This window comes from Devosia sp. Micro-HW1, assembly GCF_056341075.1.
This window is the reverse complement of the sequence record NZ_CP094375.1, coordinates 3,262,501-3,287,554: the sequence shown is the minus strand read 5'-3', so window position 1 is coordinate 3,287,554 and position 25,054 is coordinate 3,262,501. Positions and strand designations below refer to the sequence as shown.

The following is a 25,054-nucleotide window of genomic DNA, read 5'->3' as shown; positions in this document are numbered from 1 at the left end:
AAGGGCGGATGAGGGGTCCTCTTCTCCGCCATCACGCCAATCTCTCCAGCAGCGCCGGCTCGATTTCATAAAGCATGGGCTCGCCGCGCACGAAGCGCTCGACCTCTTCCACCGCCATCAGCCCCAGGCGCGCCCGTTCGGTGCCGATGGCGCCGGCCACATGCGGCGTGAGAAAGACATTGGGCAGGGTGAACAGGGGCGAACTTGCCGGTGGAATTTCGGGGTCGGTGACATCGATCACCGCGTGGATACGGCCCGTCTGCAGTTCGGCGATCAATGCCGCCTCGTCGACCAGAGCTCCGCGCGCCGTGTTGATGAAGGCGGCACCATCCTGCATGAGTTTCAGTTGCCGCGCGCCGATCATGTGCCGCGTGCTGGGCAGGGACGGCGCATGGATCGAAACCACGTCCGAGCGGGCCATCAATATGTCGAGCTCGGCCAGTTCCACCTGAAGGGCGATCGGATCGTCGGGCTGCACGAAGGGATCATAGACCAGCACATCGACGTCGAACCCAGCGAGCATGGACGCGACCTTGCGGCCGATGCGCGAGGCGCCGACAAGACCCACCGTGCGGCGGAAATTGCCGATTGTGTCGTCCATCAATTCATAGCTCGACCGGCGTGTGGGGTCGGCGCGATAGAGATCTCGCAACTCGAACATGCGCTTGTTGGCAAACAGGATCGCCGCCAGTGTGAACTCGGCCACCGGCACCGCATTGGCTTCGGCGGCATGGGTCACGCGGATGCCCGAGGTATAGGCGGAGTGATCGACGGTGAATTTCACCGTGCCTGCCGCATGGGCGATCAGCCTCAGGCGCGGCGCGGCGCGCAGCACATCCGGTGTCAGCATGGGACAGCCCCAGCCCGTCACCAGCACCTCGGTCTCGGCCAGCGCGGCGCGGGCCTCGGGGGTCGAGAAGCTTGTCAACGGCTCAGGTGAGATCATGTCGCAGCAGGCAGCGAGCCGTTGCATGGCGCCGTCGTCGAAGACATGCCGCGTCTTGTGCGGATCGAAGGCAAAACTCAGTTTTGGGCGCATCAGAACCGCTCCGGCACCAATATGGCGCTGACATCCACGCCCTCGCGGGCAAACAGGGCTTCGAGGGCCGCAAGGTCCGGCGCATGCGGCGGGGTGGTGAGAGCCGTCTCGGCCTCCCGCCCGGCCTTGAGCGCCATGGCCGCCGTTACCAGAACGGTCGTGCCGGCCTCGATGTCGCCGCGCAATTGCGGCACGATGGTCTTCGAAGCAATGAGATTGGTATTGGGCAAGGCGCGGAAGGCACGGCCTTCGCGACCACCCTGCAAGCATATAATGGCACTGAGATCGGTCTTCGACCGTGCCACCGCCCTGCCCTTCCCGTCGATATAGTCATCGGCATTGAGATCGGCCCGGGCAATGGCAAATCCGCCCTCGGTGCCATGCAGGGCCCTTGGCGTCGTGATCCGATGCACGCGGACATGCCAGTGATTGGCCGGGATCAGCCAGGTTTCGACCGTCACATCGCTCCAGGGCTTCCAGCGCGCATGGAGGCAGTTTTCGGCAATCTGCGCCACTTCGTTGGTTTCGCGCACCCGGTAGTGGCGGCCATCGTCGCTGAGGGCCAGCGCGCCATCGAAGGCGCCTGAGTGGTAAGCGCGCTCGTCCACTTCCACGGAAAAGCCATAGCGGCTCGAGTAGACGAACTTGGCATATTTCTCGGCGCCCGCCCGCATCTGCCAGTTCTGCTGGCCGCTCGAGAGGGCAACGACATTGCCAGGCGAGTGCTGCATCACCATGCCGGGGTGCTTAAGCGGCACCGGCTTGTGATCGAAAGCGGCTGCCTCTTCCTCTGCGGTCCAGAACGGGTGGTCGGCGGGAAGAGCCAGCGGCAGGAAGGCTTTCAGCGCCCAATAGGGCGAGCCGGCGGAATTGTAGCTCTCGGACATGAAGAGCTGCGGATAGGCAAAGCCGATGGAGAGCACGCCATTGCCATGGGCGATGGGCTTGTCGGCCCACCAGCGCAGGTGGCGCAGGAAATGGCCCTTGATCTTGCCCCAGGGCAGGCCCTCGACATCGGCAAAGGCCAGAGCGCCCCAGAAACCTCCACAGGCAAAGCGATAGGTCAGCGAGCGCCCGAAGGCCAGCGTGCCGCCATCTTCGTCGAACCAGTGCTGGATATCCTGGGCAAAGAGTTTCGCGCGCTCCTTGTAGGCCGCCACGCGCTGCTCATCGCCGCGCGCCAGCCTGGCGTAGATCAGGCCATAAAAGTGCATGGCGAAGGGAATGTAGTGGTCGATGCGTCGCACATTGCCGTCGCGATACCAGCCCTCGCCGAGATAGAAGCCGTCGAGTTCCTCGAGATACTTTTCGGTCAGCGAGCGGTCGAACTCGACCCCGCATTCTTCAAGGCCGAGATCGACCAGTATGCGGAAAAATTTCCAGTTGTTGTCCGCATAGTCGAATTGGCGCGCATGCTTGAGATAGGTCGCCAGATTGTCCTTGGCCCGTTGCGGCAGCGGCTCCCAGACGAGGTGCGGCACCATGCGCATGGTAAAGCCGATCGCGGCAAGTTCGACCATGCGCTGGTCGGTGGAATTGACCTCGCCCCAATATTCGGGGTGCTCCGGATCGGTGCCATTGGCGAGGCCCTGTCGATAGAGCTCCCAATGGGCAAAGTCGGCGCCACCCGCCGCCAGCGGCGTCAGGCCCCAGAGCGGGCGGGCAAAGCCTTCGAGGTCAGCCGCGGCGCGGTCGAAATGGGCCGCCGCCCCGTCGAGCCGCACGCGGGCGCCGCCCTCGGAGAAATAGGGCAGCAGCGGATCGAAGAGATCGCGCAGTCCCTTTTCGACATCGGCACGGGTCAGAAGCGGGTTGCCGAAGAGCGGATTGTCGGCGGCAGGATCAAAAGTCATTACGCGAAAACCTTTTGCGGCGCCTCGTAGGCGCCCTTGAGATCGAGAGTGTCGGCAAAGTGGCATGCGGCCATCTGCGCCGTGCCGTTGATGGGCCGCAATTCGGGCTTGTCCGAGCGACAGACGTCCTGCGCGTATTTGCAGCGCGTATGGAAGGGGCAGCCCTTGGGCCGGTTGCCCAGATAGGGGATTTCGCCCTTGAGTTCCTTGTTGCGGCCCTTGCGCCGGGTCGGATCGGCAATGGGCAGCGCTTCGAGCAGCATTTCGGTATAGGGGTGGCGCGGCCGCTCGAACAGGAGATCCGTGGGCGCGTTTTCCACTACATGCCCCAGATACATCACCACCACCCGGTCGGCGATGTAGTTCACCACCCCCAGGTCGTGGCTGATGAAAATATAGGTGAGGCCAAACTCTTCCTTGAGATCGTCGAGGAGGTTGAGCACCTGCGCCTGGATGGAGACGTCCAGCGCCGACACCGCCTCGTCTGCAATGACAAGCTTGGGGTTGAGCACCAGCGCCCTTGCAATGCCGATGCGCTGCCGCTGGCCGCCGGAAAAGGCGTGCGGATAGCGCCCCGCCGCGTCGGGCGAAATGCCAACCTTGGCCAGCGTCTCATAGACCCGTGCTTCCAGCTCCCGGCCGCGCAGCAGCTTGTGGACCCGGAGCGGCTCGGCGACGATGTCGAAGACCCGCATATTGGGATTGAGCGAGCTCATCGGGTCCTGGAAGATCATGCGGATGTCGCGCCGATAGGGTTTTATCTCCCGTTTGCTCAGCGTGGTCAGGTCGACATGGCCGCCTTCATCCTTGTGATAGAAGACGTGACCCGAAGAGACCGGCTGCGCCTTGATGATGCAGCGCCCGAGCGTGGTCTTGCCGCAGCCGCTTTCGCCGACAATGGCCAGGGTCTCGCCCTTTTCGACGGTGAGGTTGATGTCGTTGAGCGCCACCAGTTCGCGGCCCTCGCGGAAGAGGCCGCCGCCGAGGTGAAAGACTTTGCTGAGGTTTTCGACTGACAGCAGAGTGGTCATGCCAGAACCTCCTCGCGAACATGGGTAAGCAGATGGCAGCGGGCGACATGGCCCTCGCTGATCAGCGTGCGTTCCGGCCGCATCGTGGCGCAGGGCCCGAAGGCATGCGGACAGCGGCTGGTGAAGGAGCAGCCCGAAGGCCGATCCTTGGGCGAGGGCACTGTGCCCTTGATCGGCGTCAGCCGCGTGCGCTCCGCCTTGCGTTGCAGCCGCGGCACCGAACTCATCAGCGCCTGCGTATAGGGATGCTTTGGGGCCCGGAAGACTTCGTAGACATCGCCCTGTTCCACGACATCGCCCAGATACATGACGGCGATGTCGTCGGCGATTTCGGCCACCACGCCCAGGTCATGGGTGATGAACAGCATGGCCATGCCGAAATCGTCCTGCAGCTGGCGCAGGAGATCAAGGATCTGCGCCTGCGTCGTCACGTCGAGGGCCGTGGTCGGCTCGTCGGCGATCAGCAGTTTGGGCGTACAGGCCAGTGCCATGGCGATCATGGCGCGCTGCCGTAAACCGCCCGAGAGTTCGAACGGATAGGCATTGGCGCGGTCGCGGGCGCCGGGCACGCCGACCTGGTCGAGCAGCGACACGGTCCGTTCGCGCGCCTGCTTCTTGTTGAGCCGATCGTGCAGGATGATGATTTCGTCGATCTGGTCGCCGATCGTGTGCACGGGCGAGAGCGAGCTCATCGGCTCCTGGAAGATCATCGAGATCTCTGCCCCGCGCAGCGCCCGCATCTGAAGGCTGTCGGATTTGAGCTTGGCGATATCCACTGCGCCGTTGCCGGTATCGAAGAGGATTTCGCCGCTCGGGATCCGGGCGTTCTTGTCGAGCAGGCGCAGCACGGCGCGGGCGGTGACGGACTTGCCGCAGCCGCTTTCGCCCACCAGCGCCAGCGTCTTGCCGGGGGTCAGCGTAAGGTCAACCTGCCGCACCGCCTCGATGTCGGCCTCGTCGGGCGAGGAGAAGACGATGGACATGTTGCTTATTGTGAGGAGGGGCTTGGTCATGCCGGGAACTCTGTGTTGGTAGCGGCGCGCAGCGCCACCTCTCCCTTGGGGGAAAGGTCGACCCTCTTGGGTCGGGTGAGGGGGCCTTGCGACGACAACGGTGCCAAAGGCCCCCTCACCCGTCGCTTCGCGCCGACCTCTCCCCCAAAGGGAGAGGTGAAGTAAGACCTATCGCCCATGGGGATCTGCGGCATCACGAAGGCCGTCTCCGAAGAAGTTGAGGGCAAGGATGACCACGACGACACAGACGCCAGGTGCCAGGAGCCAAGGCGCCGTCGCCAGCGTGCGGATGTTCTGCGCGTCCTGCAGCAATGTGCCCCAGGAGACGATGGGCGCCTGCAAACCGAGGCCCAGGAAGCTCAGCGCCGTTTCGGCCAGGATCATGCCGGGAATGGCAAGCGTCGCCGCGGCAATGATATGGCTGGTGAAGCTCGGGACCATGTGGCGGGTGACGATGCGCCAGTCGCTGGCGCCGTCGAGCTGGGCCGCCGTCACGAAATCCTCGGTGCGCAGCGAGAGGAACCGCCCACGCACCACGCGCGCCAGCTCGGTCCAGCCGATCAGCGAGAGGATGAGGGTGATGGCGAAGTAGGTTTGCAGCGCGGACCAGTCCTTGGGCATGGCCGCGGCCAGGCCCAGCCAGAGCGGTATGGTGGGCATGGAGCGGATGAACTCGACCACGCGCATGACCGCACTGTCGAACCAGCCGCCATAGAAGCCGGCAAAGCCGCCAATGACGATGCCGAAGAAGAGGCTCAGCGTCACCCCGGCGAGACCGATGGAGAGCGAAATGCGGGTACCATGGATGAGGCGGCTCAGCATGTCGCGGCCCAGCCGGTCGGCCCCCAGGATGTAGAAAGGGTCGCGCGGATTTTCGACGCCCATCAGTTTGACCGACATGGGGATGATCCCGGCCAGCATGTAGGGCTCGCTCGCCACGAAGAAGCTCACCGGCAGGCGCACTTCCTCGTCGATGACGAAGGTGCGCCTGAGGGCCACCGGGTCGATCTCGGTCTTGTAGCCATAGACATAGGGGCCGAACTGCCAGGAGCCGTCTTCGTTCTGGGCAATGAAGTGCAGGCCCTGGGGCGGCGCATACGTATAACGGGCGCTGTAATGGGCCGGGTCGACCGGCGCGAGAAACTCGGCCAGCAGGGCGATGAGATAGAAGGCGCCCACGATCCAGAGGCTGACCAGTGCCAGCTTGTGCTGGCGGAAGCGCCGCCACATCAGCCGGAACTGGCTTTCGCGCACGGGGCGCTTGGGCGCGACGGCGACAGCGGAGCTTGGGTTGACGGTGTCCACGGTCATGACTTGCTCCCGTAGCGGATGCGGGGATCGATGAGGGCAAGCAGGATGTCGGAAATCAGCGTGCCGACCACGGTGAGGACGCTCAGCAGCAGGATGATCGCCCCGGCCAGATACATGTCCTGCGTCGTCAGCGAGCGCAGCAGCATGGGGCCGGCCGTGGGCAGGTTGAGCACGACCGAAACGATGACCGAACCCGAGACCAGTGCCGGCAGCAGCCAGCCGATGGTCGAGACCAGCGGATTGAGGGCCAGCCGCACGGGATATTTGAGGATCACCTTCCATTCGGGCAGGCCCTTGGCCCGCGCCGTCACCACATAGGGCTTCTTGAGTTCGTCCAGCAGGTTGGCGCGCAGGATGCGGATCAGTTCGGCCGTGCCCGCCATGGCGAGCACCAGAACCGGCGCCCAGGCATGGGCGAAGAAATCCCAGACGCGGGGCAGGCTCCAGCGCGCTGTCTCGAATTCGGGCGAGAACAGTCCACCCAGCGTCACCCCGAACCAGGTATAGGCCAGGTACATCAGGATCAGCGCGAAAAGGAAATTGGGGACGGCGAGGCCAATGAAGCCGACCACGGTAGCGAGATAATCGCCCAGGGAATATTTGCGCACCGCCGCATAGATGCCGATGGGCATGGCGATGAGCCACATGAAGATGACGGCCATGCCTTCCACCAGGATGGAATTGCCGAGGCGCCCCCAGATCAGCTCGGTCACGGGGCGCTTCCATTCGAAGCTCGACCCGAAATTGCCCTGCAAGATGCCGGTCACCCACTTCCAGTATTGCACATAGAAGGGCTCTCCCAGGCCATACTGGACGCGCAGGTTTTCGATAACCCTGGGGTCGACCTGGTCGCCGGTGGCCGAGAGCGCGGCAATGTAGCTGGTGAGATAGTCGCCGGGCGGCAGCTGGATGATGGCGAAAGCCACGATCGACACCGCCACCAGTGTCAGGAGCATGGCGAGGGTGCGCCGAATGATGAAGCCAAGCATGGCGGGGGCCTTTCCGGTTTGGTCGGTCCCCTCGCGGCCGGGAAGCGCCGCGAGGGGAGGCAAGCGGGGGGAGGTCGTCCCGCTCTGTGTGGGTGGTCGCTTTCGCTGACCTTCAGACCTTATTCGAAGTACCAGGTCACCGGATCCATCGGGGCCGGGGTCGGGAACAGCCAGGCGTTGAACATGCTGTCGGGCACGTTCTTGAGGTTGTTACGGACGATCGAATAGGAGTTCGGCATCAGGCTGACGCCAATCACCGGGAACTGCTCCTTGGTGATCGCGAGCACCTGGCGGAACAGATCGGCGCGCTTGTCCGGATCGGCTTCGGCACGGACCTGATTGTAGAGGTCCATCTGCTCCTTGGCCCAGTCGGCCGGCTCTTCGGCGATTTCCGGACGCGTGCCGTTGAACCACTGTGCCCAGCGATAGGCCCAGACCGATTCATCGGAGAACGGGAAGTAGTAGCGCGGCTCCTGCAGGGCCTCGATGCCACCGTCGCCGGCCCAGACCTGGGCATCGAACTCGCCGGCCGGACGCTTTTCGTAGAACAGCGTACGGTCGATATTGTTCAGTTCGATCTCGATACCGGCAGCGCCAAGCTGGAGCTGCATGATTTCGAGCATGTCGATCCATTCCGGACGCAGGGCCGAGATCACGTCGACCGAGATCTTGGCCGGATTGCCGTCGCTCATCAGGTAGATGCCGTCGCCATTCTTTTCGGTGAGGCCCGCGGCTTCGAAATGCTGGGCGGCGAGGTCCGGGTCGAACTCGGTATATTGCTTGGCCAGCTCTTCGTCATAGAAGGCCGATTCAGGACGCGGCGCGACCTGGAAGGGTTCGCCCTGGCCGGTAAAGACCACGTCGACGATCTCTGCGCGATCGATGGCATGGGAAATGCCGATGCGGAAGTCCTTGTTCTGGTAGAGCTCGCGCTTGACCGGATCGAGGTGGTTGAGATTGAGCTGCAGCACCAGGGTATTGGAGGCCGAGGGGATGACCTCGCCCAGATAATAGCCGCCGGCTTCCTGGCCGTCGAAGAACAGGGGCTTGTTCACATTGGTGGCAATGTGGCGTTCCTGAAAATCGATCTCGCCGTTGAGGGCGGCCAGCGTCAGTTCTTCAACGCCGCCCTGGCTCACGCGCATGTCGAGATTGTCGATATAGGGCAGCTGGTTTCCGGCGCTGTCGGTCTTCCAGTAGTAGGGATTGCGCTTCCAGGTGACACGCTGGGCATTGGCCGAAAGCGGCTGATCGATGATCCAGCCGTAGATGGTGGGCAGGTCCGGATTGGAGAAGCGGATGGTTTCCCAGCCCCAGGCACAGCGGTCCTGAAGGTAGAGCGCCCAGCCGTCGAAGCCGGCTGCCTGGGCGTCTGCGTCGGCATTCTCGTTATAGGTGGGGTGGAACTGGCTGCAATATTCCTTCTGCAGCGAGGTGATGTGCAGGCCATCGGTCGAGGCCAGCGTCTCCAGGAACATGCCGTTCGGCTTTTCGAACGTGAACTTGAAGGTGTAGTCGTCGATGACATCAAGGGTCATCGGGTTGTTCTTGTTGTCGATCCAGCTATTGGCCGCGTAATCCGGGTCCTGGTACATTTCGACGGTGAAGGCGATATCGGCCGTCGTATAGGGCGTGCCGTCGCTCCACTTTACGCCTTCGCGCAGCTTGAACGTATACTCCTTGGCGTCGGCGCTGGCTTCCCAGCTCTCGGCCAGGTTCGGCATCACCGTCTTCCATTCGTGGTCGTAGCGAACCAGGCCCTCATAGGCCACGGTCTTGACGATGAGACCGTTGTCATTGCCGCCGTTCATGCCCATGCGCCAGGTGCCGCCATAGGTGCCGACACTGGGGCCATCCACGACAAGCGGATTGGCCGGCAGTCGTTCGGCGACCGGCGGCAGTTCGCCGCTGTCTACGGCCGCGTCCAGTGCTGGCGATTGCTGCTGTGCCAATACAGGCCCCGCCGCGGCCATGACCGCTGCAAGGGCCACTGCACTGGCCAGGCCAAACAGATGGTCTTTCCTCATCCTAGTCCTCCCTTTGCCGGGGTTGTCCCACCGCCGGCGTTCACTCCTGGCCGTCGGCACTCCTCAGAGCCGCAGGCCCGCGATAGATCTGCCCAAGGGGCAGCACTCTCCCCTCAGTCGAGGGGCGAGATTTCGAGCGCAAGGCGTCCCGCCCGGCTTTTCTGCCGGGGCGTAAACACCACGCGTGTAAGGTCAACGGCAGGCTGGTACTGCTTTTCCGAGCCGGGATGCCGGTCGAAGGCAACGTCCAGTTCTGCCGTGTCGTAGCGGACGACGACGCCCGCGAATTCATCGCCGATGCGGACAGTGCCGTTGCCGGCTTCCGCCGCCATGGGCGTCACCAGCACCGACTGAAACAGGCCCTCGGTCCCGGCAAATTCGAAATCGTCTTCCAGCAGCACGCGGCCACCCGGGGTCTTCCGGTCGAAGGTCAGGCTGCGCTTGAGGGCGGCAAGGCCGGCCTCGCCGGGATAGGCGGCCGCCATGTCCAGCTCCAGCCGGTCGGCTTCGGCGCCATGTTCGTGCAGCAGCACCTCGGCCGCGTGCTCGCGACCCGGCGCCTGCTCGATACCATTGACCATGGGCACCGAATGGCCGCGCGAGGAGGCAAACAGATTCTGGTAGCGCTCGGGCCCGAAATAGCTCTTGGAATAGCGCCCGCGACCGGGATCGGTCAGCACGACCTTGCCGCCCGTGACGACCATGAACGAGCCGACATCGTTCTGGTTGTGCATCTCGTCATTATGGCCGCCCTTGGCGGCGAGACAGAGCGCATCGGCATCGGACGGATCGAACCGGCTCATCATCCAGCCCATCTCGTCGTACCAGTCGTGCAGACTCGGCAGTGCGGGGGCGGCATCGTCGGGCAGCGGCCAGGCAAACTGACGCAGCGGCCAGCAGAACTGGTTGTAAATCCCGACCGAAAAGTCGTTCTTCATCCCAAGACCCAGGAGGCCCGGCAGGTCGAGCACCCCGGCCAGATGCGTGAGCAGGCCCGGATGAAAGAGCGGGTTGCTGTCGCTGTCGGAAAAGCTCACCCAGACACCCGGCGTCAGCATGGTGTTGAGCGGGAAACGGGCGATGGATTTTACATAGTCGCCTTCCAGGAGGTCGATGGCGCCATCGGTCCTGGCGTTGAGCAGGTGGGCGAGCACGACGTAGTTGCCAAACCCATAGGTCCAGTAATCCGGTCCTTCGCTCGACCCGCCTTCGCCGTCAAACGTCTCGAGATAGTCGGCAAGGCTATGGAGGCCGCGGGTGACGATACGGGCCAGCCGCGCCGTATCGGTCTCAAGATAGAGTGCCGCGCCGACCACGCCGGCCACGCAGACCGCCGTCCAGTTATTGACCTGCTTGTGCGGCGTCGTATGCAGCCACCAGTGATCGTCCCGATCGAGAAAGGCGCCAATGGCCCGGCGCTCCACTTCGGAGCGGATACGCAGTCGCAGATTGGGCGAAAGCCGATCGCCGATCAGGTAGTCCATTTCCGCCAGGTCGAGCGCGGTCATGGCGGCAGCAAGGTCCAGCGTCGGATGATCGGGCCGGTCAAGATCGCGGGCATGGGCGGGCCAGGCCCAGTTGCTTTCCTCGAGCCGCGCCCAGGCGACATCTTCGAGTGCAACGAGGAAACGACCCTGCCCTTCGAGCCATTCGGCCAGGGTCAGGCGATAAAGCATATTGCGGCGGGCGCGCTGGGCATCTTCATAGCCCTCGCGGCGACCCGTCTCGCGGAATTCGTGGTAGAGCGAAGCCGGCAGGGCGGGGATCGACGCATTCAGGTCGGTCGCTGCCGCCTCAAGCAGATCGGCAATCGCCGCCTTGCCCAGCCGCGCCTTGAGCGACACGAGTTCGGGCGACCCGAAGCGGGGAAATGGCGCAAAATCGGTCGCGGCGTCGAGCACCAGGCCAACATGCTTCACATTCCAGTGCCGCAGAGTCACACATGCCTCCCAAGGTCGCGTCAGGCGCTAACAATGGGTTAGCGAATTCCCTTTGCGGGCTATTCTGAACGCCATGCAAGGCTATGCACGGTTTTGCGCAAATTCAAGCTTTTTGCGCATTTCACGCAATTAATGCAAGATTGCGGAAATTGCGTCGATAGAGCAGCCGGATAGTGTGGATCGGCCCGGCAGGGGCGCAGGGCTTTTCAACATGGCGGGAGAAAAAAGTTACGCAAATTTGCTCGCGTGGCGGGCGCCAGGCCGGTTTCAGACGAGACTGTGAACCGTTTCACCCTCGACCATGGACAGGCCGATCTCAAGCTGCTGCACGGCGCGTTCGCCATCGAGCTGGCTGCCCAGAAGCCGGATGACGCCCCGTCCAATCGCCTCACGGTCAACCCGCACCGTCGACAGGCGCGGATTGGCCATGCCAGCAATCGGCAGGTCGTCGAAGCCGATGATGGAAAAGCCTTCCGGCATGGGAGAATCGGGACCCAGCAGCGCCTCGACCATGCTCACGGCCACACTGTCATTCCAGCACAGGACCGCCGTGATGTCGTATTCGCCGGCCAGGATCGCGGCCAAAAGATCCTTGCTCGAATGCTCGTTAGAGATCACCACAGTACCGGAAACGCCGGGGTTTGCGGCGATCGCCGCCTCAAATCCGCGGCGACGCTGCAGGATGGTGGGGCGGTGGCGATAAGTATAGTGCAGGATCTTGCGGTGCCCGGCGTCGATGAGCCGCTGGGTAGCGCGGTAGGCGCCATAGAAATTGGCTGGCGCCACCGAATTGAAACGCATCAGCGGATCGCTGCCATTTGCGAGGACCAGGGCCATTTCGGTCTCCTGTGCCCATTGGGCAATGTCCTCGTCCGGATCGATCCCGGCCAGGATGACCCCATTGGCGCCGGTCTTGGAGACTTGCCGGCGGATAAAGTCGAGGGTCACCATATCCTCGTTGACCAGCCGCACGTCGAGCACGATGCCGGCCTCTTCGGACTGGGCCCGCATGGCCTCGACAATGCCGTGGTAAAAGCTCGCCAGACTGCCCATGGCGCTGTTGAGCGGCACCAGCGCCAGGGCCCGCTTGTCGAGCTTGCCAAAGGCCGGCGGATGCTTGCTCTTGTAGCCGAGCATCCGCGCCACGCGCTGCACATCGGCCCGCACGGCATCGCTGATGCCGATCTCATTTGCCAGCGCGCGGGAGACGGTCGAGACCGAAACGCCCAGTTTCTCTGCGATGTCAGCCTGACTGGCGCGCTTGCCCGATGCCATGAGAGCTCCCCTTCACCCAATACGCAATATTTGCGTTTATTGAGCAAAGCAAGAGGTGATCCAGGACCCGACCCGCCTCCTGGACCCTGCGGATGAACGGACCGATACCGGGCCATTTTGCCAACACACTGTTATCGTTTGACATAACCTCGCCAAACGCGCTGCGCGCTTGACGCTGATCGCGATTTCACGCATTGATCGCGCCGATGCGGGTGTAGCTCAATGGTAGAGCAGCAGCTTCCCAAGCTGAATACGAGGGTTCGATTCCCTTCACCCGCTCCATTTCCCCGATATCACCATCCACCAATGCGCTGTTGTGCTGAGTTGAAGCGGCGCTACGGGCGCAGCGCATGGCCGGGGCCGCCGATGAGACGCTGGCGGATCGCCGTGGACATGTTGTCGAAGAGGAAGACGACGAACAGGATGAGCAGCACCATATAAGCGACCTTGTCCCAGTCGGAATTGGTGCCCATGGTTTCGAGCAGTTTGAGGCCGATACCGCCAGCACCCACGGCGCCGATGACGGTCGCCGAACGCGTGTTGGCCTCCCAGAAGTAGAGCGACTGCGAGACGAAGACCGGCAGGACCTGCGGGACGACGCCATAGCGGTTGACCGCGGCCGGGTGCGCACCGACCGACTTCATGCCCTCGCGCTGCTTGTCATCGACATTTTCCAGCGCCTCGGCATAGACCTTGCCCAGCGCACCGGTGTCGGTGAGGAAGATCGCGGCAATGCCGGGGATCGGACCGGGCCCGAAGCCGCGGGTGAAGAACAAGGCCCAGATCAGCATGTCGACCGAGCGGATGAAGTCGAAGAAGCGTTTCATCAGCCAGTTGGTCGGTCGGTTGAGGGTGATGTTTCGAGCCGCGAAGAAGGCCAGCGGGAAGGCGACGAGGGTCGCCAGCAGCGTGCCGACAAAGGCCATGACCAGGGTCTGGAACAGCTTCACCAGGATATCGCCGTGCTGCCAGGCCTGGTTGCCCAGCCACTGTTCCCAGACCAGCTGGATATTGGGCTTGCCCGCAACGACCTCGTCGCCCGAGAAGATGAGGCCAATGGTGGAGAACAGGTCATTGCCCCAGAGCGGCGAGCCCGGATCGTAGAGGAAATTGGCCCAGCCGAAGAAGCGGCGCTGCACCGCCACCTGGTTGTCGCGGATCTCGGCCTGGCCGGCAAAGCCGTAATGGACCCAGACCTTGTCGCGATCCTGGACGATCGCATCAGGGGCATTTGCGGGCGCATAGGCGCCATCGGCGGTGATGGTGACGGGATAGACGGTGCCATCGACATAGACATCGACCTGACTGGTGGTGATGTGAAGGCGATTGGCCTCGCCATCGAAGACGGCAGTCATGCTGCCATCGGCATGGGGCGTCAGCCAGGGGATGATGGCGCCTTCGGGATATTGGCCGCGGCTCGACCACTGGGCGTTGACGACACCATCGTCGCCGAAGCGGAGGCGCGGCTGGGCACGCCAGCTATACCAGTCCTGCACATAGATCGATGCGCGGTCCCATTTGCCGTTCTGCAAGGCCGGGCCGACATTGAAGAAGAACCAGCAGAAAACGAGATAGGCGAAGGTCAGGCCGATACCGAGTGGCAGGCCGTACTGCCTGACGAAACTGCGCCGGAAGACTTCGGGAAACTTGTTTTCGAGGCGGGCGCGTTCGGCGGTGCTGATGGCGGACATGTCAGACGCTCCCACGGGCGATGTCGAAACCCTGGTTGCCGACGAGGCGCCGGCGCAGCCAGCCCGAGAGCTGATCGATGGCGATGATGGTCACCAGGAGCATGATGATGATGGCATAGGTCTGGGCGGCGTAGTCGCGGCCGATGGAGAGGCGGAACACTTCGCCAATGCCACCGCCCCCCACCGCGCCGATAATGGTGGAGGCGCGGACATTGATCTCCATGCGGAGCAGCCCATAGGAAACGAAATTGGGCAGCACCTGCGGAACGATGGCATAGCGGACGCGGTCGAGCCAGGTGGCGCCGACGGACCTGAGGCCCTCATCCGGCTTCATGTCGGCATTTTCCACCACTTCGAAGAACAGCTTGCCCAGCGCGCCGACGGTGTGGAGCGAGACCGCCACGATGGCGGCAATGGGACCGATGGACAGAATGGCCGTCAGCATGCCGGCGATGACGATTTCGGGGAAAGCGCGCAGGACTTCCATGACACGGCGCACGAACCAGCGCACGGCGCCCGCGCCAACCAGATTGGTGGCAGCGAAGAAGCAGAGGCAAAAGGCAAAGGTGCCGCCGATAATCGTCGAGACGATGGCGATGTTGACCGTGATGATCAGCTGGTAGACCAAGTGCGGGATGTAGAAACTGTCGGTGATGTAGACCCGCTCCGACGTGTAATCGTACTTGGCCGAGCCGTCGAAATAGGGCGAGGGCAGATCGAACATGGCGCGGAAGATCTCGAAGGGATCGCGCGGCAGGAAGTTCTTCACGAAGTCGAACATGTAGGGAATTCGGTCGAAGAACTTCCCGGAATTGGCGGCATTGGCGTAGTTCATGGCGAAGAACAGCGCCGCCAGCACGCCTCCCACGGCGAGAAGCGAATAGACGCGGCGCGTCATCACCTGGCTGCGATAGTGCCGCAGCAGGGTCTCGGTCGCTGGCGCAAGGCCATTGGATGGGGCGATGTCGGCCATGAACCAGCCTTTCAAGAACCACGGTGTCATTCCGGCGAAGGCCGGAATCCATGTCCACATGCCCACGCACAGCGGCCTTGGCAGTTCGGCGCATGGATCCCGGCCTGCGCCGGGATGACATTGAGTTTGGGGTAGCTGCGGTGACCGAAATCACCGCAGCGTCTTATTTGAAATCAGCTACCGATGACCGACTTACGGGCGTCGATAATGGTCTGGTACATGGCCTTGTCGGCGTCGACAAAATTGGTGTAGCCGCCGGCGGTGAAGGCGTCGAAGCATTCGAAATCGGTTTCCGGCAGGGCCTTGAACATGGCCGTGATCTGTTCCTTGACCTCGGGAGCAACGGCGTTGGAGACCATCAGCGGACCGTTCGGGATGATCGGGGACTGCCAGACTTCGACCAGGTCGTCCATGTCGAGCATGCCCTTGTCGACCATGATGCGCAGGTTGCCCGAGGTGTAACCCTCGGAGAAGTCGCCCTGCCCCGAGCCGAAGGTGGTGCCGACATCCCAGGTGCCGTCGATCACGCCGAGGACGAGGTTTTCATGGCCGCCACCGAAGCCGGTCTCGGCGTAGAATTCCTTGATTTCCTTGCCGAGGTCGGCCGGCAGGGCAACGCTCGGGATCAGGAAGCCCGAGGTGGAATCCGGATCGGCGAAGCCGAGCTTCTTGCCTTCGGTCGAGGCCAGGTCGGTAATGCCCGAATCCGAACGGGCGACCATGATCGTGTAGTAGCCGGTGGAGCCATCCGCCTGCTGGGTGGTCAGCACCGGATCAACGGCGTCGGGGCTCTGCAGTTCGATGGCGGCGTAGGACGAGGCGCCCATGATGGCGATGTCGATGGTGCCGCCGAGCAGGCCCTGAATGATGCCGTTATAGTCCGGCGAGGGGAAGAACTGGACTTCGGTGGCGCCGGTGGCGGCTTTCAGCGGCTCGGCGACGCATTCGGCACGGCGCAGCTGGTCGGCTTCGTTTTCGCTGCCGTCGAGGCCGATGCGCAGGACGAGACCGTCCTGGGCAAAGGCGGCTGACGACAGGGAAAGGGCGACGGAGGCGAGGAGAAGTTTACGGATCGCGGACACGGGAAGTCTCCTTTGGTGACGCGGGATGGGTCCTTCGGCGACAGGGAAGAGCCGAATGACTTAGGGAGCCTGTTGCGCATTGCTTGGCGTGCGCGGCAGGAACTGGACGGGCGCAATGGAGGTCGAGGTCATGACTTCCGAAAAAGCTTCCTTCAGACCATCGGCACCGTAGATAGAGCGGGCCACATCGGTGGTGAGTTCGTCGGGCGTGCCGTCGAAGACGACGCGGCCCTGGGCCATGCCGACAATGCGCTCGCAATAGGCGCGGGCGGTGTCGAGCGTGTGGAGGTTAGTGATGACGGTGATGCCTTCGGCATTGATGTCTCTGAGGCTGTCCATGACGATCTGGGCATTGCGCGGATCAAGGCTGGCAATGGGCTCGTCGGCCAGGATCATCTTTGGCTCCTGCATCAGGGCACGGGCAATGGCGACGCGCTGCTGCTGGCCACCCGACAGAGTCTGCGCCCACTGCGTAGCCGTCTGGGCGATGTCGAGACGTTCCAGTGCCCGCAGTGCCTCATACTGCTCGTCGGCGGTGAACAGCTGCAGCAGGTTCAAGACGCCGTTGCGACCGTTGAGCCGGCCGAGCATCACATTGGTGATGACATCGAGGCGCGGCACGAGATTGAACTGCTGGAAGATCATAGCGCAGTCGCGCTGCCAGTCGCGCAGGGCCTGGCCGCGCAGCTCAGACACCTTCACGCCGTCATATTCGATATAGCCGGAGGAAACGTCGTTGAGACGGTTGACCATACGCAGCAGTGTCGACTTGCCGGCGCCGGAGCGGCCGATGATGCCGACCATCTGTCCTTGCGGGATTTCCAGCGTCACATTGTCGACGGCAACCTTGTCACCAAATCGTCGCGTAACGTGCGAAATCTTTAGCATGGAACTGCCCCGGCCGTTGAACTGCGGCAGACCTAGGGCCGGGACGTAACGCCCCCATTACACTTGGGTGACGGTTGCATGACTATGCACCGGGAAAGTGTGGTGGGTTGTCGCGGGGGATGGCCACCTTTCCTTCTCCCCTTGCGGGAGAAGGTGCCCGAAGGCGGACGAGGGGATGGACCGACCGCGCGGTAGGAACCCCTCACCCGTCTCGGCCTGCGGCCGATCCACCCTCTCCCGCAAGGGGAGAGGGGGAGCCGGAGATTATTCGTACTTCTCGAGAAACGCCTCGATCCCCAGCATCCGGAAATCGGGCAGCGCCACGTGCAGTTGCTCGTGGCTCCAGTCCCACCATTTCATGGAATCGAGGCGGCCCGCGACGCTGTCATCAAAGCGCTGGCGGATGGTCCGCGCCGGCACACCGACGGCGATGGCAAAATCGGCAACGTCTTTTGTGACAACCGCGTTGGAGCCAATAATGGCGCCGTTGCCAATATTCACCCCCGGCATGATCACCGCGCCATGGCCAATCCAGGTATCGTGGCCAATGGAAATCGGCGTGCTTTCGCGCCATTCGAAGAACGATGCATCGTCCTCCTCGCCCTCGAAATACTGCGCCGAGCGATAGGTAAAATGGTGCAGCGAAGCGCGCTCCATCGGATGCATGCTCGCATAGATGCGCACATTGGCGGCGATGTTGGAGAATTTGCCGATGGTGGCATAGGCGATCTGGGTGCCGCCGACGCAGTAGGAATAGTCGCCCATGGTCGAGTAAGCGACGTGGCATTGGGCGCCCACTTCGGTATAGCGGCCGAGGGTCGATTGCGTGACCCTGGCCGTTTCGTGGACAAACGGCGTCTCGCTCAGCTTCTTCATGCGATGCCCTCACACCGGCAGGCGCAGCAGATCGCGCAGCAGCGCCACAAACTGCTGGCCGGACGCTTCGAGATCGCCCGAATTGTCGATGCGCACCGTGCTGGGCGGCAGGCGGAAGCCGGCGCTGCGCTCGATGCGGCGACGGATGTCCTCGCCCCCCTCGCGCCCACGCCCGGCCAGGCGCCGCGCGATGATCTCGGGCTCTGCCGTCACCTCGACGACCAGAGCGGTCGGATAGCGTGCGAGCAGTTTTGGCAGCACGGCGCGCGAGAGATTGGCAATAACCACCCGACCGGCGGCCAGATCGGCTTCCAGCGCAATCGGCAGACCGTAGAGGAGGCCATGCGCCTCCCAGCTGAGCGCATATTCACCGTCCCGCTCTGCGGCGGCAAAGGCCTCGGGCGAGAGGCTGTCATGATCCTCGCTGCCACCATCGGCGGCGCGTGTCACCGCTCGGCGCACCACGACGACCTGGTCACCCAGACGATCTCGTGCAAAATTCATGACGCTGTCCTTGCCGGCGCCGCTCGGCCCGACAACAGCAACGAAGGTACCGGTCATAGCACCCGCCTGCCCTGGCGCCAGACGGTGCGCACGATCGGAATCCCATCCTCGATCCGCACTTGCACGAGGTCGGCGCGCTTGCCCAGTGCGATCTCGCCGCGATCATCAAGACCCGCCGCATCGGCCGGCCGCTTGGTGACGAGGCTGATAGCCTGCGGCACGTCCACGCCGGCCACTTCGTCGACAAGGCAGAAGGCCGATTGCAGCATGGAAAAGGGAATGTAGTCGGATGACAAAATGTCGAGCAGTCCCGCAGTGGCCAGCTCGCGCGCCGAGACATTGCCTGAATGCGAGCCGCCGCGCACCACATTTGGCCCACCCATGAGAATGGCAAGGCCGGCATCGCGCGACGCCTGCGCGGCTTCCATCGTGGTGGGGAATTCGGCGATGCGAATGCCCAGTTCCAGCGACTCATCGACATGGGCGGCGGTGGCGTCATCGTGGCTGGCCAGCGCGATATTCCTGATATGGCAGAGTTCGGCCAGCGCCTTGCGGTGGCGGTCGGCATAGGTGATCGATTCCAGCGTGCGGCGGGCGATGAATTCGGCCAGCTGTGCATCGCTCATCTTGAGCTTGCCCTGGTAATAGGCGCGGTAGGCGTCCGGGTTGGCGAACTGGCGCTGGCCCGGCGCGTGATCCATCAGCGAGGCGAGACGAACCAGCTTGTGGTCCATGATGCCCTCGAATGCCTTGAGACAATCGGGCGCTGACACCTCGCAGCGCAGGTGGATGAAATGGTCGGCGCGCAGGCGCCGCGCCTCGACCCCTGCAGTGATCGCATCGGCGAGGATGCGCAGTTCGGCGGCGCCCATATCGGCATGCTCGTCAATGCCGACGCGGATGGCGTCGAAAACGGTGGTGATGCCCGAGGCCGCGATCTGCGCGTCATGCGCCTGCACGGCCGCCACCGGATGCCAGCGCACTTTCGGGCGCGGCGCATAGTGGGTTTCGAGATGATCGGTGTGCAGCTCGACGAGGCCCGGAATGAGATAGTCGCCTTCGAGGTCGACACCCCGCACGCTGTCGGAGCCGATATCGGTGATGACCCCGCCAGCCACTTCCACTGCACCTTCGACCACCCGGTCGGCGAGCACTATGCGGGCATTGGTGAGGACGATCTGGTCGAGGCCGATGGCTGTCATGTCTGGTCTCCTTGGCGCCTCACCTACCCAGCCTCTGTGACAAGCCGACGACAGAACAGGCGACATTCGAATGAGTTGGCGCACGGATGTCGAAAGGTCGTCCTACCGTCATTCCAGTGTCACCTCGGCTCGCTAGAACCAGCTCATTCGAATGAGTTGACGATATGCGAAGCCAAGGACAGTCCTGGGAAGAGACCCGGGACAAAATCAATCAGGAAATCACCTCCGGACGGTTGGCGGCGGATACAAAGCTGCCATCCGAACCTGAACTCTGCGTGCTCTATGGTGTGCGTCGCCACTCGCTGCGCAAGGCGCTGGCAGCGCTGGTCAACGAGGGCAAGTTGCGTGTCGAGCATGGCCGCGGCACGTTCGTCGAACGGGCGACCCTGCTCAACTATGTCATCGGCGCCCGCACCCGCTGGCATGAAAATCTGTCGAGCCAGGGCCTCACCGCATCGGGCGAGACGCTGGCAGAAATGAAGCTGCCGGCCAGCAGCCGTGTCGCCGCCGCACTCGGGATCGAGAAGGACGCGCCGGTCTTTGCCCGCTCCTGGCGCGGCTTTGCCAATGACCTGCCGATCTCCATCGACTGGGCCTACCACGCCGCCGCGCGCTTCCCGGACCTGCCCGAGCGCCGGCGGAGCGACGCGTCGATCACGCAGGTCTATCGCTCCTACGGCATTCTCGACTATCGCCGGCAGCGCACCACGGTCTTTACCCGGCTCGCCACCGAGCACGAGGCCAGCATGCTGATGCTGCGGCCCGGACAATCGGTACTGGTGGTGCAGAAAATCGACGCGGACATGGACGGCAACCCCATCGGCTTTTCTGAAGCCGTGTGGGCCGGCGACCGCGTGCAATTCACCTTTGAATCCGACCAGCCACGAGTCACCACGTCCGAGAGAGACAGCGATGTTCAATGAAACCCCATCCGGCGGACCCGAGCATGGCGAGATGCTCGACATCCTTGCCCGCGCCCGCCCCGACCGCCTCAAGCAACTTGCCGAAACCCTGCTTGTCGACTTGGGCGACATCTCGGTCATCGCCAACCGCACCGGCCTTGTCATGGTGCCGATGCGCGACACGGTCGGACAAGTCGATTTTCACCTGGGCGAAGTGCTGGTGAGCGAGGCCCATATCAGCGGCCAGGCCGGCCAGATCGGCTATGGCATGGTGACCGGCCGCGATCTCGAGCGCGCCATGGCCATGGCCGTCATCGACCTCCATGTCGCGGCCCGCGGCGAAGATGAAAGCACCCGCGCCTTCCTCGCCGAGGAAAGGGCCCACCAGGCCCAGACAGATGCCGAACGTATGCGGCAAGTGGAAGCCACCCGCGTGGAAATGGAGACATTCTGATGCTGACCGTCGCTGCTCCCGACGCCGTCGAACTGCGCGCCAATGCGACGTTCGAAGCGCTGATGTGGGCCCTGTCGCGCCCCGGCGATGTCAGGACCCTGCCCGAACCCGGCTTCGGCGCCATTGCCGAAACCCTCATCGATCGCGAATGCAGCGCCTATGCCGATTCGCCCGAAATGCGCGCGCGCATCGCGGCGAGCGGCGCCATGCTGGCTGATACGATCGGCGCGGCCGACCATGTGTTCCTCTCCAGCTTCGATGGCGTCGAACTGGCCGAGATCAATTGCGGCAGCGCACTCTATCCCGATCACGGCGCGACCCTGGTTGTCGCCGTGGCCCATGCCGGACAGCGTATCCGCCTCACTGGCCCCGGCATAAACGGCTCGACCGAGATTGCCCTCGCTGTGTCGTCTGGCTTCTGGGCCATGCGGAACCTGCTCTGCCTCTATCCCGAAGGCTTCGACATCTTCTTCGTCGATGGCGACCAGGTCGTCGGCATTCCGCGCTCTTGCCTGGTGGAGGTGCTGTAGTGGCCTATGTTGCAACCCGCGGGGGCGAGAAGGCCATCGAACAGGCCGAGCGGCTGTTCCGCCAGGACCTCGGCACAATCGACGCCGCCCGCGTCGAAACCATCCGCTCGACCATGCCTTACCTGATCGACCGGGTGATGGGCGAAGCTTCGCTCTATGACGAAGAACTGGCAGCGCTCGCTCTGGCGCAGACCGGGGGCGAACTTTCCGAAGCCGTGCTGGTGTTGCGCGCCTGGCGCACCACCCAACCACGCCTCGCGATATCGCGACCCGTGCAGCAGCATGAAATCCTCACCCAGCGCCGCATCTCGGCTGCCTTCAAGGATATTCCGGGCGGCCAGATCCTCGGGCCAACTCTCGATTATTCCCATCGCGTGCTGGCGACTGACGTGCTCGAAGGCAAGCCCTTCACCCCGCCCGCAGTCGAGAAGGCGGCCAACCCCGCACCGGCGCAGCAGCCCTCGCTCGCCGACTGGCAGCGCCAGCAAGGGCTCGTCGCCCCGGCCAGAGCATCGACCGTGTCGCCGGAAAACATTCCGGACCTGACGCGGGAGCCGCTGCTGTTCCCGGCCTCGCGCGCGCATCGCCTGCAGAGCCTCGCCCGAGCCGAAACCGGCGGTGTGCTGGCCCTCGGCTACGCCGCCATGCGCGGCTATGGCAATGCCCATCCCACGGTCAACGAGCTGCGCGTCGGCGAGGCCAATGTCGTCGTGCGCCATCCCAATGGCACCGAGTTTTCCGCCGGGCGCGTGCGTGTCAGCCAGGCGGAAGTCACGTCCAAGGAGAAGGGCGGCTATCTCGAACTGGGCTTTGCCGCCACCTTCGGCTGGAACGAGGTCAAGGTGATTGCCGCGGCAACGCTCGACCTCAATTCGGACGAAGCCCCTGTCGGCTCGGCCGTGCATGAGGAATTCTACCTCTACCACACCGAAAGCGTCGAAGCTTCGGGCTTCTGCATTCACTTCAAGCTGCCCCACTACGTCACTTTCCAGTCGATCCTGGACGCCATGCGTGACGCCAAGGCCAGGAAGGTCGCGGCCGAAGCCAGGGGCGAGACTGACGTCGCCGAAACCGAAGAGGAACCCGCGCTATGAGCCTTGCAATGCTGACCAAGGACTGGGCCGCCACCAGCTATGGTTTCCTCGACGCGTCGGCCAAGCGGGAGTTGCGTCGCAAGATGCTGAAAGCCATCGCCGTGCCCGGCTGCCAGATGCCCTATGCCAGCCGCGAAGTGCCGATGGCCCGCGGCTGGGGCACCGGTGGCCTGCAGGTGACGCTGACCCTCGTCAACCCGAGCTCGGTGGTGAAAGTGATCGACCAGGGTGCCGATGACGGCGTCAACGCCGCCTCGATCCGCCGCTTCATTTCGCGTGTCTCCGGCGCTTCCGAGACCTGGGACACGCTGGGCGCCAGCATCATCCAGTCGCGCCACCGCATTCCCGAGGAGGTGATGCGCGAGGACCAGGTCCTCGTCCTGCAGGTCCCGGATCCGGAGCCCTTGCGCGATGTTGAGCCGAACATCTCCCTCGCCAAGCAGATGCATGCCGATGCCGACTACGGAAAGCTCTGGCTCACGCTTTACGAGCAGATCGTGCGCAAGGGCCGGATCATGCAGGGCGCCTCCTATCCGGCCATGGTCAATGGCCGCCACGTCATGACACCCTCGCCCATTCCGCGCTGGGACGTACCCAAGCTCAATATGGCCCAGCACCTGACCTTCCTCTCGGCCGGGCGCGAAAAGCGTCTTCATGCCGTGCCACCCTATACGCGGGTCGAGCCGCTGGTCTTTTCCGATCGTCCTTACCTCGTCGAAGATCATGCCGACCTCACCTGCCGGCGCTCGGGCGTCCGGGGCTTCTTCATGAACGAGTTGCCGCAGGATGACGGCGGCTCGGTCTTCGAAGTTTCCGACAGCAATCTCGGGATCAAGGCCCTCGACAGGGCCGACGGCGCGCCCACTGAAATCGGCGAGACCTGGTATCGCAACGGGGAGTTTTCAGCATGAGCCTTGATCTCAGCCCGCCGGCGCTGGAGCGCGCCGCCCCCCGCCTGATGCGGGCCGAACCACTGCTGACGATGCAGGGCATCTCAAAGACCTTTGGCACCGTCCGCGCGCTGCGTGGCGTCGATGCCAAGGTCTATCCCGGCGAAGTCATGGGCATTGTCGGAGAAAGCGGTTCGGGCAAGTCGACGCTCCTCAGGATGATGAACCTCGAAGACACGCCTGACAGCGGCGATTACACCTTGCGTCTGCCGGGCCGCGAGCACGAGAACCTCTTCGATCTCACGCGCTATGAGCGCCGGATGCTCTGCGCCCGCCATATCGGCATCGTCTACCAGAACCCGCATCTGGGGCTGCTGATGCAGCATTCTTCGAGCGGCAATGTCGCCGAGCGCCTGCTGATTGCCGGCGAGCGCAGCTTCGACGTGCTGCGCGGCAAGGCCCGCGAGGCACTCGACGCATCCGAGTTTCCGCTCGACCGCATGGATGCGCGCCCCATCGAGCTCTCGGGCGGCATGCAGCAGCGCGTGCAGCTGGCCAAGGCGATTGCCCTCGAACCGGCTCTGCTGCTGCTCGACGAGCCGACCACCGGCCTTGACGTGTCGGTGCAGGCCCTCGTGCTCGATACGCTGAAGCGCCTGCAGCGCGATCGCAGGATTACCATGGTGCTGGTCAGCCACGACCTCGGCGTCATCCGCACCATGGCCGACCGCGTCATGGTCATGCGTCATGGCGAAGTGGTGGAACAGGGCCTGGCCGACCAGGTCTTCCAGGACCCCCAGCACGCCTATACCCAGCAACTCGTCCACGCGAAGCTTTGAGGTGACGCGATGCCCTCCCTCATTTCCGTTCCCCCCACAACGTCATTGCCGGGCTCGTCCCGGCAATCCATGCGATGCCTCGACGCCCAATGGACCACCCGGACAAGCCGGGTGGTGACGGGCGTGGCAAGATCGCGCTTCACGAAGAGCTCCCGGAAGGCACGTTCATGACCGCACCCTCCCCCCTGCTTCGCGTCCAGGGTCTCACCAAGACCTTCCGCATGTATCACCTCGACAGCATGCTGCATGCCTTCGAGGGCGTCAGCTTTGACCTTTTCGAGGGAGAATTCATCCTGCTGCGCGGCCACAATGGCGCCGGCAAGTCGACGCTTCTGCGCACCATCTGGCGCAGCTACCTGCCGGTCGGCGGCCACGTCCTTTATCGTTCCAGCCATGGCGAGATTGACCTCGCCAATGCCGCCGATGTCGACATTGCCTTGCTCCGTCGCGAGGAAATCGGCTTTGTCACCCAGTTCCTCAATGCGCGCCCGCGCGTCGCGGCACAGGACATTGTCGCCGAACCACTCCTGCTGGCCGGCACGTCAAAGACCGAGGCGCTGGAGCAGGCCCGTCACTGGCTCGACCAGTTCGGCGTGCGCCCCGAACTCTGGCGCGCCTACCCGTCCACCTTTTCGGGCGGCGAACAGCAGA

At 63.6% G+C, this 25,054-nt stretch carries 23 protein-coding genes and 1 tRNA gene (1 of these 24 cut by a window edge); 8 read left to right on the top strand and 16 right to left on the bottom strand.

Translation table 11 applies throughout. From position 1 onward, the window contains the following. Positions 1-31 precede the first annotated feature (31 nt). The 9 genes from MQW79_RS15820 to MQW79_RS15780 form a co-directional block, all read right to left on the bottom strand. On the bottom strand, positions 32-1,042 hold the full coding sequence (locus tag MQW79_RS15820) for a hydroxyacid dehydrogenase (protein WP_476588251.1): 1,011 nt from the start codon (positions 1,040-1,042) through the stop codon (positions 32-34). After that, positions 1,039-2,892: a DUF2264 domain-containing protein gene (locus tag MQW79_RS15815; protein ID WP_476585424.1), complete on the bottom strand. Its 1,854-nt coding sequence runs from the start codon at positions 2,890-2,892 to the stop codon at positions 1,039-1,041. Before MQW79_RS15815 ends, MQW79_RS15820 begins: the two co-directional genes overlap by 4 nt. Further along, positions 2,892-3,923 carry an ABC transporter ATP-binding protein gene (locus MQW79_RS15810; RefSeq protein ID WP_476585423.1) on the bottom strand — a complete coding sequence of 344 codons (1,032 nt, stop codon included), beginning with the start codon at positions 3,921-3,923 and terminating at the stop codon, positions 2,892-2,894. Before MQW79_RS15810 ends, MQW79_RS15815 begins: the two co-directional genes overlap by 1 nt. Then, complete coding sequence (locus tag MQW79_RS15805; protein WP_476585422.1) at positions 3,920-4,936, bottom strand: ABC transporter ATP-binding protein; 1,017 nt, start codon at positions 4,934-4,936, stop codon at positions 3,920-3,922. Before MQW79_RS15805 ends, MQW79_RS15810 begins: the two co-directional genes overlap by 4 nt. Before the next feature lie 168 nt (positions 4,937-5,104). Continuing rightward, positions 5,105-6,247 carry an ABC transporter permease gene (locus MQW79_RS15800; RefSeq protein ID WP_476585421.1) on the bottom strand — a complete coding sequence of 381 codons (1,143 nt, stop codon included), beginning with the start codon at positions 6,245-6,247 and terminating at the stop codon, positions 5,105-5,107. Beyond that, complete coding sequence (locus MQW79_RS15795) at positions 6,244-7,236, bottom strand: ABC transporter permease (RefSeq protein WP_476585420.1); 993 nt, start codon at positions 7,234-7,236, stop codon at positions 6,244-6,246. The genes MQW79_RS15800 and MQW79_RS15795 overlap by 4 nt, the downstream gene beginning before the upstream one ends. Before the next feature lie 119 nt (positions 7,237-7,355). Continuing rightward, positions 7,356-9,263 carry an ABC transporter substrate-binding protein gene (locus MQW79_RS15790; protein WP_476585419.1) on the bottom strand — a complete coding sequence of 636 codons (1,908 nt, stop codon included), beginning with the start codon at positions 9,261-9,263 and terminating at the stop codon, positions 7,356-7,358. Between the two features lie 113 nt (positions 9,264-9,376). Continuing rightward, on the bottom strand, positions 9,377-11,203 hold the full coding sequence (locus MQW79_RS15785) for a heparinase II/III domain-containing protein (RefSeq protein WP_476585418.1): 1,827 nt from the start codon (positions 11,201-11,203) through the stop codon (positions 9,377-9,379). A 267-nt stretch (positions 11,204-11,470) separates the two neighbouring features. After that, the gene (locus MQW79_RS15780; RefSeq protein WP_476585417.1) at positions 11,471-12,478 is read right to left on the bottom strand and encodes a LacI family DNA-binding transcriptional regulator; all 1,008 of its coding nucleotides are present in this window, start codon (positions 12,476-12,478) and stop codon (positions 11,471-11,473) included. A 208-nt stretch (positions 12,479-12,686) separates the two neighbouring features. Between MQW79_RS15780 and MQW79_RS15775 the strand changes: the two genes are divergently transcribed. Then, a tRNA-Gly gene (locus MQW79_RS15775) sits at positions 12,687-12,760 on the top strand. A gap of 53 nt (positions 12,761-12,813) precedes the next feature. Here the strand turns inward: MQW79_RS15775 and phnE (MQW79_RS15770) are convergent. The 7 genes from phnE (MQW79_RS15770) to MQW79_RS15740 all read right to left on the bottom strand — a co-directional run bounded on the left by phnE (MQW79_RS15770) (position 12,814) and on the right by MQW79_RS15740 (position 19,694). Then, positions 12,814-14,169, bottom strand: a complete 1,356-nt coding sequence (gene phnE / locus MQW79_RS15770) for a phosphonate ABC transporter, permease protein PhnE (protein ID WP_476585416.1) — start codon at positions 14,167-14,169, stop codon at positions 12,814-12,816. A gap of 1 nt (position 14,170) precedes the next feature. Continuing rightward, entirely contained in the window at positions 14,171-15,142 is a 972-nt protein-coding gene (phnE, locus tag MQW79_RS15765) for a phosphonate ABC transporter, permease protein PhnE (RefSeq protein WP_476585415.1), read from the bottom strand. Between the two features lie 173 nt (positions 15,143-15,315). Then, complete coding sequence (phnD, locus tag MQW79_RS15760) at positions 15,316-16,224, bottom strand: phosphate/phosphite/phosphonate ABC transporter substrate-binding protein (protein WP_476585414.1); 909 nt, start codon at positions 16,222-16,224, stop codon at positions 15,316-15,318. Between the two features lie 60 nt (positions 16,225-16,284). After that, entirely contained in the window at positions 16,285-17,112 is an 828-nt protein-coding gene (phnC, locus tag MQW79_RS15755) for a phosphonate ABC transporter ATP-binding protein (protein WP_476585413.1), read from the bottom strand. 264 nt (positions 17,113-17,376) lie between these two features. Further along, positions 17,377-17,988, bottom strand: coding sequence for a DapH/DapD/GlmU-related protein (locus tag MQW79_RS15750; RefSeq protein WP_476585412.1), 612 nt, complete (start codon positions 17,986-17,988; stop codon positions 17,377-17,379). A gap of 9 nt (positions 17,989-17,997) precedes the next feature. Then, on the bottom strand, positions 17,998-18,549 hold the full coding sequence (gene phnN, locus MQW79_RS15745) for a phosphonate metabolism protein/1,5-bisphosphokinase (PRPP-forming) PhnN (RefSeq protein ID WP_476585411.1): 552 nt from the start codon (positions 18,547-18,549) through the stop codon (positions 17,998-18,000). Further along, entirely contained in the window at positions 18,546-19,694 is a 1,149-nt protein-coding gene (locus tag MQW79_RS15740) for an alpha-D-ribose 1-methylphosphonate 5-triphosphate diphosphatase (RefSeq protein WP_476585410.1), read from the bottom strand. The genes phnN and MQW79_RS15740 overlap by 4 nt, the downstream gene beginning before the upstream one ends. Positions 19,695-19,858: 164 nt before the next feature. Between MQW79_RS15740 and phnF the strand changes: the two genes are divergently transcribed. From phnF to MQW79_RS15705, 7 genes are all read left to right on the top strand, one after another. Then, on the top strand, positions 19,859-20,617 hold the full coding sequence (phnF, locus tag MQW79_RS15735) for a phosphonate metabolism transcriptional regulator PhnF (protein WP_476585409.1): 759 nt from the start codon (positions 19,859-19,861) through the stop codon (positions 20,615-20,617). Continuing rightward, positions 20,607-21,050 (top strand): phosphonate C-P lyase system protein PhnG, encoded by a 444-nt coding sequence (gene phnG / locus MQW79_RS15730; RefSeq protein ID WP_476585408.1) that lies wholly within the window; start codon positions 20,607-20,609, stop codon positions 21,048-21,050. The genes phnF and phnG overlap by 11 nt, the downstream gene beginning before the upstream one ends. Beyond that, positions 21,050-21,580, top strand: a complete 531-nt coding sequence (gene phnH / locus MQW79_RS15725; protein WP_476585407.1) for a phosphonate C-P lyase system protein PhnH — start codon at positions 21,050-21,052, stop codon at positions 21,578-21,580. The genes phnG and phnH overlap by 1 nt, the downstream gene beginning before the upstream one ends. Continuing rightward, positions 21,580-22,674 carry a carbon-phosphorus lyase complex subunit PhnI gene (locus MQW79_RS15720; protein WP_476585406.1) on the top strand — a complete coding sequence of 365 codons (1,095 nt, stop codon included), beginning with the start codon at positions 21,580-21,582 and terminating at the stop codon, positions 22,672-22,674. The genes phnH and MQW79_RS15720 overlap by 1 nt, the downstream gene beginning before the upstream one ends. Then, complete coding sequence (locus tag MQW79_RS15715; protein WP_476585405.1) at positions 22,671-23,585, top strand: alpha-D-ribose 1-methylphosphonate 5-phosphate C-P-lyase PhnJ; 915 nt, start codon at positions 22,671-22,673, stop codon at positions 23,583-23,585. The genes MQW79_RS15720 and MQW79_RS15715 overlap by 4 nt, the downstream gene beginning before the upstream one ends. Then, positions 23,582-24,403: an ATP-binding cassette domain-containing protein gene (locus MQW79_RS15710; RefSeq protein WP_476585404.1), complete on the top strand. Its 822-nt coding sequence runs from the start codon at positions 23,582-23,584 to the stop codon at positions 24,401-24,403. Before MQW79_RS15715 ends, MQW79_RS15710 begins: the two co-directional genes overlap by 4 nt. 167 nt (positions 24,404-24,570) lie before the next feature. After that, on the top strand, positions 24,571-25,054 hold the 5' portion of the coding sequence (locus MQW79_RS15705; protein ID WP_476585403.1) for a phosphonate C-P lyase system protein PhnL. The gene runs 254 nt beyond the window's last position; 484 of the gene's 738 nt are visible here — the first part of the coding sequence; its start codon is at positions 24,571-24,573; the stop codon falls past the right edge of the window.

Bases quoted from the DNA above. Each gene is read 5' to 3' on its own strand.
- MQW79_RS15800 (WP_476585421.1), bottom strand. From the start codon at position 6,247: ATGACCGTGGACACCGTCAACCCAAGCTCCGCTGTCGCCGTCGCGCCC.
- MQW79_RS15740 (WP_476585410.1), bottom strand. From the start codon at position 19,694: ATGACAGCCATCGGCCTCGACCAGATCGTCCTCACCAATGCCCGCATA.
- MQW79_RS15815 (WP_476585424.1), bottom strand. From the start codon at position 2,892: ATGACTTTTGATCCTGCCGCCGACAATCCGCTCTTCGGCAACCCGCTT.
- phnN (WP_476585411.1), bottom strand. From the start codon at position 18,549: ATGACCGGTACCTTCGTTGCTGTTGTCGGGCCGAGCGGCGCCGGCAAG.
- MQW79_RS15810 (WP_476585423.1), bottom strand. From the start codon at position 3,923: ATGACCACTCTGCTGTCAGTCGAAAACCTCAGCAAAGTCTTTCACCTC.
- MQW79_RS15805 (WP_476585422.1), bottom strand. From the start codon at position 4,936: ATGACCAAGCCCCTCCTCACAATAAGCAACATGTCCATCGTCTTCTCC.
- MQW79_RS15795 (WP_476585420.1), bottom strand. From the start codon at position 7,236: ATGCTTGGCTTCATCATTCGGCGCACCCTCGCCATGCTCCTGACACTG.
- phnC (WP_476585413.1), bottom strand. From the start codon at position 17,112: ATGCTAAAGATTTCGCACGTTACGCGACGATTTGGTGACAAGGTTGCC.
- MQW79_RS15790 (WP_476585419.1), bottom strand. From the start codon at position 9,263: ATGAGGAAAGACCATCTGTTTGGCCTGGCCAGTGCAGTGGCCCTTGCA.
- phnE (WP_476585416.1), bottom strand. From the start codon at position 14,169: ATGTCCGCCATCAGCACCGCCGAACGCGCCCGCCTCGAAAACAAGTTT.
- phnG (WP_476585408.1), top strand. From the start codon at position 20,607: ATGTTCAATGAAACCCCATCCGGCGGACCCGAGCATGGCGAGATGCTC.
- MQW79_RS15715 (WP_476585405.1), top strand. From the start codon at position 22,671: ATGAGCCTTGCAATGCTGACCAAGGACTGGGCCGCCACCAGCTATGGT.
- MQW79_RS15750 (WP_476585412.1), bottom strand. From the start codon at position 17,988: ATGAAGAAGCTGAGCGAGACGCCGTTTGTCCACGAAACGGCCAGGGTC.
- phnF (WP_476585409.1), top strand. From the start codon at position 19,859: ATGCGAAGCCAAGGACAGTCCTGGGAAGAGACCCGGGACAAAATCAAT.
- MQW79_RS15710 (WP_476585404.1), top strand. From the start codon at position 23,582: ATGAGCCTTGATCTCAGCCCGCCGGCGCTGGAGCGCGCCGCCCCCCGC.
- phnE (WP_476585415.1), bottom strand. From the start codon at position 15,142: ATGGCCGACATCGCCCCATCCAATGGCCTTGCGCCAGCGACCGAGACC.
- MQW79_RS15780 (WP_476585417.1), bottom strand. From the start codon at position 12,478: ATGGCATCGGGCAAGCGCGCCAGTCAGGCTGACATCGCAGAGAAACTG.
- phnH (WP_476585407.1), top strand. From the start codon at position 21,050: ATGCTGACCGTCGCTGCTCCCGACGCCGTCGAACTGCGCGCCAATGCG.